We start from the raw sequence: 6,657 nt of genomic DNA, 5'->3' as shown, positions 1-6,657 counted from the left end.
GGTGGAGCAGTCTGGTAGCTCGTCGGGCTCATAACCCGAAGGTCGTAGGTTCAAATCCTGCCCCCGCTACCAATTAGTGTGGTCGTTCAATTTTTGAATTGGGCGTCCAAGCGGTAAGGTCCGGTCTGCACATCCGTGTGCAGCCGTAAAAACGGACAGGAAGCATGCTTCCTAAGCGTCCGTTTTTACCCTGCCCCCGCTACCAATTGAAATGTTGTTTCTGTTTATGAAGAATCAGCGTTTTCGGAATTCCACGGAATTCCAGGGTCTTCGGACCACCGGAAGCCAGAGGGCCTTCCGTAGCATAAAGAAGTCCGCTGGACTTCAGCATTAAGCCCCTCATGCAGGGGCTTTTTTGTACGTGCAGCCTCGCAGTGAGGTGAATGGCTACCGACGGCGGCCATTGTCGAGATCAGTTGATTTTGATCTGGGCCTGCGGAATCGACGCCGGTGCGACGGTTCCAAAGTTGCCCTTTTTTTGTTTTTGAAAAAGCGCTCAAACAGAGGACGCCCATGGCGAAGGTAGATGAACTGACAACGCTGATCGAACCGGTTGTGACCGGTTTGGGCTATGTGTTCTGGGGTTTGGAATATGTGGCGCGCGGTAAGCACAGTTTGTTGCGCGTTTATATCGATCATGAAGACGGCATTACTGTCGATCATTGCGCTGAAGTCAGTCATCAGATCAGCGCTGTGATGGATGTCGAAGACCCGATCAGTCAGAACTACACCCTGGAAGTGTCATCGCCAGGCATGGATCGGCCGTTATTCACTTTGGAACAATTCGCTCTTTATATTGGTGAGTGGATTGATGTTCGACTGCGCGCTCCGTTCGAAGGACGGCGTAAGTTTAAAGGCGTACTGAGCGCCATCGAAGACGGTGATATTTGCGTCACCCTGGATGGCAGCGATTACCTGCTGCCGATTGAAAGTATAGAAGTGGCGCGTTTGGTTCCGAACTTCGACAACGCATAACCGATTAATCGAAAAGGAAAGCCCGGTACAGGCCCGGCAAACGAGAGGCTGAGACGATGAGCAAAGAAATTCTTCTGGTCGTGGACGCGGTAGCGAATGAAAAGGGTGTATCCCGTGAAGTCATTTTTGACGCCATGGAACTTGCTCTTGCCGCTGCGGCCAAGAAGCGCTTCGACGATGAAGGCGAAGCGGACATCAAGGTAGTCATCGACCGCGAAACCGGGGAATACGAAACTTTCCGTCGCTGGACGGTAACCGCCGATGACGTAGTCCCAATGTTGGGTTCTGAGTGGACCGTGGAAGAGGCGCATGAGGTCGACAAGACTCTGCAGCCGGACGACACCTACGAGGAAAAAGTTGAGAACGCGGGCTTTGGTCGTATCAGCGCCCAGGCTGCCAAGCAGATTATCGTGCAGAAAGTGCGCGAAGCCGAACGCGCGAAAATTGTTGAACAGTATCGCGAGCGTGTTGGTGAAATGGTGTTGGGTACGGTCAAGAAAGTGACCCGCGACAACATCATAGTTGATCTGGGCAACAACGCCGAAGCGGTGTTGCCACGCGAAGAAGTGATCGGCCGCGAAACCTTCCGCATCGGCGATCGAGTCCGCGCCGTGCTGCAAGGTGTGCGCGCTGAGGGCCGTGGCCCGCAATTGGTATTGAGCCGCGCCAGCAACGAAATGCTGATCGAATTGTTCCGCATTGAAGTGCCGGAAATTCAGGAGGAAGTGATCGAGATTCGTGGTTGCGCCCGCGACCCGGGTTCACGCGCCAAGATCGCTGTGAAAACCAATGACGGACGCATCGATCCGGTGGGTGCTTGTGTCGGTATGCGCGGTTCACGCGTACAGGCCGTTTCCAACGAGCTGAACAACGAACGCGTCGACATCATTTTGTGGGACGACAACCCGGCGCAATTGGTGATCAACGCCATGGCACCGGCGGAAGTCGCGTCCATCGTTATGGATGAAGACACTCACACCATGGATGTCGCCGTTGCTGAAGACAACCTGGCAATCGCCATCGGTCGCAGCGGACAAAACGTTCGTCTGGCCAGCGATTTAACAGGCTGGACCATCAACGTCATGACTGAAGCCGAAGCCGGTGAGAAACAGGAAGCTGAAGCTGGTCAGTTGGTCACTTATTTTGAAGAAAAACTGGATGTCGACGAGGACATCGCCCTGATCCTGGTTGAGGAAGGCTTCACCACTTTGGAAGAAGTGGCCTACGTACCTCAGGAAGAGTTTCTCGCCATCGAAGGTTTTGATGAGGACATTGTTCAGGAATTGCGTCAGCGCGCCAAAGATGTGCTGTTGACTCAGGAACTGGCCAGTGAAGAACAGCTGGATTCCGCCACCCCTCAGGAAGATTTGCTGTCCATGGAAGGCATGGATGATGGTCTGGCTCGCCTGCTGGCGAGCAAGGGCATTTGCAGCATGGAAGATCTGGCGGAACAGAGCATCGATGAACTGATGGACATCGATGGAATGAACGAAGAGCGCGCCGGTCAATTGATCATGGCAGCACGGGCGCCTTGGTTTGAAAACGACTAATCACGGGTAGGAGGAATCCATGGCAGAAGTCACCGTTAAACAACTGGCGGAGAGCGTTGGTACACCCGTTGATCGTTTGTTGAAACAGATGAGCGATGCGGGTCTGCCGCAGCAGTCGGAAAGCGACGCCGTCAATGACGACCAGAAGCAGACCCTGTTGACATTTTTGAAGAGCAGTCATGGTGAAAGCAATGACAGTTCGCCGAAAAAAATCACCTTAAAGCGCAAAGTAACCACTCAATTAAAAACCGGTGGTTCTGCGCGCGGCAAAACGGTCAATATCGAAGTGCGTAAGAAGCGCACCTACGTTCAGCGCGATGCTGTAGAAGCGACCGAAAGCGAAGCACCGGCTGAAGAGAAAGTAGCAGCGGAAGCGCCAGCACCGACAGCGAATGACAGCGCCACTCGTCGTGCTGAAGAAGACGCCAAACTGGAAGCGGCACGTCAGCGCGATGCTGAAGCAAAAGCCAAAGCGGAAGCGGAACGTAAAGCGGCTCAAGCGGCGCGTCAATCCGCGCAAAGCGAAACGTCTGAGACCGAAGAAGATCCAAAATTGGCGGTAGCAGAAGCCGAAGCCAAGATGGCGAAGGAAGATCGCACCACCGAGAAGAAGAAACACAAAACTGAAAAACCGGTTCGAGTCGATGACGGCCCGGCCGGTGACAGTCGTAAAGCGGGTCATAAAAAAGGCGGCAAGAAAGCCGAAGTGGCTCAGCGTGTGGCCAGCGGTCGTGGCGGCAATAAACATCAGCAGATGTTGTCGGCACTGGATGAAGGCGAAGGTGAAGGTTTTGGCCGTCGTCGTCGTCGTAAGTCGAACAAACATCGTGATCACCAGTTCGAGCGTCCGACGGCACCGGTAGTCCGTGAAGTTCAATTGGGTGAAGCCATTACCGTGGCTGACTTGGCTAACCAGATGTCCATTAAGGCAGCTGAAGTGGTCAAAGTATTGTTCAAGATGGGTGTGATGGTGACGGTTAACCAGAGCATCGATCAGGACACCGCCATCCTGGTGATCGAAGAGATGGGCCACAAGTATGCGGTCGTCAATGAGAACGCCATGGAAGACGATCTGATGGAAGTGAGCTACAGCGGTGAAGAAACCGCCCGTGCTCCTGTCATCACCGTTATGGGTCACGTTGACCACGGTAAGACCAGCTTGCTTGACCACATTCGTCGCACTCGCGTTGTGGCCGGTGAGTCCGGTGGTATTACCCAGCACATCGGCGCTTACCACGTTAAGACCGACAAAGGCATGATCACCTTCCTGGATACTCCCGGACACGCCGCCTTTACCGCCATGCGTGCGCGTGGTGCTCAGGCGACTGACGTGGTGATTCTGGTGGTTGCCGCCGACGATGGTGTGATGCCGCAAACCGAAGAGGCGATTCAACACGCCAAAGCGGCCGGTGTTCCTTTGATCGTTGCCATCAACAAGATGGACAAAGAGGAAGCCGATCCGGATCGTGTTATCAATGAACTGTCTCAGCGTGATGTTATTCCTGAAGCTTGGGGTGGCGATACGCAGTTTGTTCAGGTATCGGCGCATTCTGGTCAGGGCATTGATGAGTTGCTCGACGCCATCTTGCTGCAGGCTGAAGTGTTGGAGCTGAAAGCTCACGCCACGGGTCCGGGTAAAGGTGTCGTGGTCGAATCCAGCCTGGATAAAGGTCGTGGTGCTGTGGCAACTGTACTGGTCCAATCCGGTCTGTTGCGCAAAGGTGACGTTGTCCTGGCAGGCGCTTTCTACGGCAAGGTTCGCGCCTTGTTGGATGAAACCGGTCAGCAGGTTGACGAAGCTGGCCCGTCTATTCCGGTCGAGGTTCTTGGCTTGAACGGTACTCCCGACGCTGGCGATGAATTTGTTGTCGCTGAGAACGAGCGTACCGCTCGTGAAGTGGCCGAGATGCGTTACGAGCGTGCTAAGGAATCCATCCAGGCGCAGCAACAAGCAGCCAAGCTGGATGCCTTGTTCCAGGGTATGGGTTCATCTGAACTGCAGAACCTGAATGTTGTTCTCAAAGCGGACGTGCGCGGTTCGCTGGAAGCGATCAGTGCCTCCTTGCAGAAGCTGAGCACCGACGAAGTCAAGGTGAACATCATCGCCAGCGGTGTGGGCGCGATTTCCGAGTCGGATGCCAACCTGGCGATTACCGCCAGTGCGGTGGTCTTCGGTTTCAACGTTCGTGCTACTGGTAAGGCGCGTACGGTCATCGAAAATGCCGGCCTGGATCTGCGTTACTACAACGTCATTTACGACCTGATCGACGACGTCAAAGCCGCCATGAGTGGTCTGTTGTCGCCCGATCTGCGTGAAGAGATCGTCGGTCTGGCGGAAGTGCGCGATGTCTTCAACTCACCGAAGTTTGGCCAGGTCGCTGGCTGCATGGTGGTTGAGGGTACCGTCTACCGCAACAAGAAGATCCGTGTTCTGCGCGACGAAGTGGTGATCTACGAAGGCGAACTGGAATCGCTGCGCCGCTTTAAAGACGATGTTCAGGAAGTACGTCAGGGAATGGAATGCGGTATCGGTGTTCGCAACTACAATGACGTGAAAGCCGGCGACAAGATCGAAGTCTTTGACGTTAAAGAAGTGGCTCGCAGCATCGAAGACTGATGCTTCTCGTCCCGGTTCTATACTGGGGCAGATGACTGCCCAGACTGACCAAGATGGTCGGTCTGGGCGCTAATCGTTTTAGGTAATCTCATGGCTAAAGACAACAGTCGCCTGCGCCGGATCGGTGATCAGATTCAACGCGATCTGTCAGTACTGATTCAGCAGGAAGTCAAAGACCCACGTCTGGGTATGGTGACCATCAATGCGGTCAAGGTCAGTCGCGATCTGTCCTATGCCGACATTTATTTCACCTGCATGGCCTTTGGCGATAATGCCGAAGCCGAACAACAACGCGATGAACAAGAAGCCTTGTTGAATAAAGCGAGTGGCTTTTTGCGTTCTATGCTGGCGCAAGAAATACAGCTGCGCGTCATGCCGCAATTGCGTTTTCATTATGACCAGGTGCTGGAAAGCGGCACTCGCCTGACTGGCTTGATCGACGAAGCCTTACGTCAGGATCAAGCTCGTCATCAGGACGACGACTGAGTCGTCCTTTTCCCCTCCCATTTATTTCCTAGCTGATTCATGGCACGCAGAAAAAAAGGTCGTCCGCTTGATGGCGTGATACTGGTTGATAAACCCGATGGCTGGTCGTCCAACGGCGTGCTGCAAAAAGTGCGTTGGCTGTTTCAGGCGCAAAAAGCCGGTCATACCGGTGCGCTGGATCCGCTAGCGACCGGCTTGCTGCCTATCTGTCTCGGCGAAGCGACTAAGTTCAGCCGTTTTCTGCTCGATGCTGATAAAGCCTATCGCGCCACCGCGCGCCTGGGTGTGCGTACCGATACGCTGGATGCCGAAGGCGAAGTGATTGACACCCGACCGGTACCTGAGTTGCAGCGTGAAGTGGTAGAGCGGTTGTTAGCTGAGCGGTTTACTGGCGACATCGAGCAAGTACCACCGATGTACTCGGCGCTTAAGCGCGACGGTCAGAAACTCTATGACCTGGCGCGGCAGGGCAAAACCGTTGAGCGTGAAGCACGCCCGGTGCAGATTTTCAGTCTGACTTTGGTTGAGCTCAACGACGACGAACTGGTGTTGGATGTGCATTGTTCCAAAGGCACTTACATTCGCACTCTGGTCGATGACATTGGCGAGGCACTTGGCTGTGGCGCTCATATCACCGCCCTACGTCGGACTCGCCATGGTCGTTTCAGTCTGGATCAGGCGCAGCCACTGCAAACCTTGATCGAACGGCAGGAGGCTCAAGGCCATACCGCTCTGGATGAGTGGTTGCTGCCGTTGCAATCTTTGTTAGTCGATTTGCCGGTTATCGAATTAAGCGAAGCCCAGGGTCAGCGCTTCAGTCATGGTAATCCAGTGAGTCACTTCCGTTTGGAAACGCCGTTTGAAGGCCTGGCTCAGGCCGTCGCCGAAGGGCGCTTTCTGGGCGTCGGCGAGGTCGACGCCAGCGGTGCATTGCAACCGCTTAGAGTGATCGCAACCAGCGCGGTATGAGGCTTTGTTCCTGCTCGGTTGCTGATGTATAATCCCGCGCGGTTTGCAGCTGTGTAGCTG

5 protein-coding genes are annotated in these 6,657 nt (G+C 54.5%); all 5 read left to right on the top strand.

Features of this window, described 5'->3' with window-relative positions; genetic code table 11:
• Positions 1 to 513 precede the first annotated feature (513 nt).
• Entirely contained in the window at positions 514 to 975 is a 462-nt protein-coding gene (gene rimP, locus ABMA60_RS15025) for a ribosome maturation factor RimP (protein ID WP_392804597.1), read from the top strand.
• Positions 976 to 1,031: 56 nt separating this feature from the next.
• Positions 1,032 to 2,525: a transcription termination factor NusA gene (gene nusA / locus ABMA60_RS15020; protein WP_392804594.1), complete on the top strand. Its 1,494-nt coding sequence runs from the start codon at positions 1,032 to 1,034 to the stop codon at positions 2,523 to 2,525.
• Positions 2,526 to 2,544: 19 nt separating this feature from the next.
• Complete coding sequence (infB, locus tag ABMA60_RS15015) at positions 2,545 to 5,142, top strand: translation initiation factor IF-2 (RefSeq protein WP_392804591.1); 2,598 nt, start codon at positions 2,545 to 2,547, stop codon at positions 5,140 to 5,142.
• 90 nt (positions 5,143 to 5,232) lie between these two features.
• Positions 5,233 to 5,628: a 30S ribosome-binding factor RbfA gene (gene rbfA, locus ABMA60_RS15010; protein WP_392804589.1), complete on the top strand. Its 396-nt coding sequence runs from the start codon at positions 5,233 to 5,235 to the stop codon at positions 5,626 to 5,628.
• Positions 5,629 to 5,667: 39 nt separating this feature from the next.
• Positions 5,668 to 6,597, top strand: coding sequence for a tRNA pseudouridine(55) synthase TruB (truB, locus tag ABMA60_RS15005; protein WP_392804587.1), 930 nt, complete (start codon positions 5,668 to 5,670; stop codon positions 6,595 to 6,597).
• The last annotated feature ends 60 nt before the right edge of the window (positions 6,598 to 6,657 follow it).

This window comes from Saccharospirillum sp. HFRX-2, assembly GCF_043196805.1.
Lineage (GTDB): Bacteria > Pseudomonadota > Gammaproteobacteria > Pseudomonadales > Natronospirillaceae > Saccharospirillum.
This window is presented reverse-complemented; position numbering and strand designations above follow the sequence as displayed.